Annotated in this window: 1 protein-coding gene; it reads right to left on the reverse strand. The window is 26.3% G+C overall.

Annotated features, from left to right (window positions below):
* Window positions 1–562: restriction endonuclease subunit S (locus tag EZH24_RS13265; protein WP_170310890.1), on the reverse strand; the 562-nt coding region annotated here is incomplete at both ends.

A 562-nucleotide genomic window follows, 5' to 3' on the forward strand; every position in this document is an offset into this window, starting at 1 on the left:
TTCTGGTTTTCTATTTGATTGAATTTTATCTTATTGAAAATATCTATCACTTTTAAATGAAAATTATCCAAGATATTTTTTCTTGGAACTATGTATTTTATAGATTTTATTAACTTAGAGTTCACAGCTTGAGCAATAGAAGAAGTACTGCCTAAACTAGAATATTTAAAATTTTTTAAATAAAAATAAGTATATTCATTTAACTTTTTATCATTTGTTTTTATATGTGCTATAGCTTCATTTGTAGTCATATCTTCACTTACTATCGATACTCTACCTATAGTTAATTTAAAACTTAATATTATGGTATCTTTTGGAACTATAACAACATTATATTTATTAACAGCCTCAGGGGTTAAATATTCTGATGTATCAAGAATATATAAACCGCTTTTACCCATATCTGATATTGATACCCATTTAATATCTTTATTGTCATAAGAAAAACATTCAACTTCTTTTCTAGGAGGAGTTTTACCTATACTTATATCAAAAACATTTGAAAGACTTTCAATTTTCCAGCCCTCTGGTATTGCCCCTAGCTCGCTTTCTATCATCTTGC

It is taken from the genome of Brachyspira catarrhinii, from assembly GCF_005518285.1.
GTDB lineage: Bacteria > Spirochaetota > Brachyspiria > Brachyspirales > Brachyspiraceae > Brachyspira > Brachyspira catarrhinii.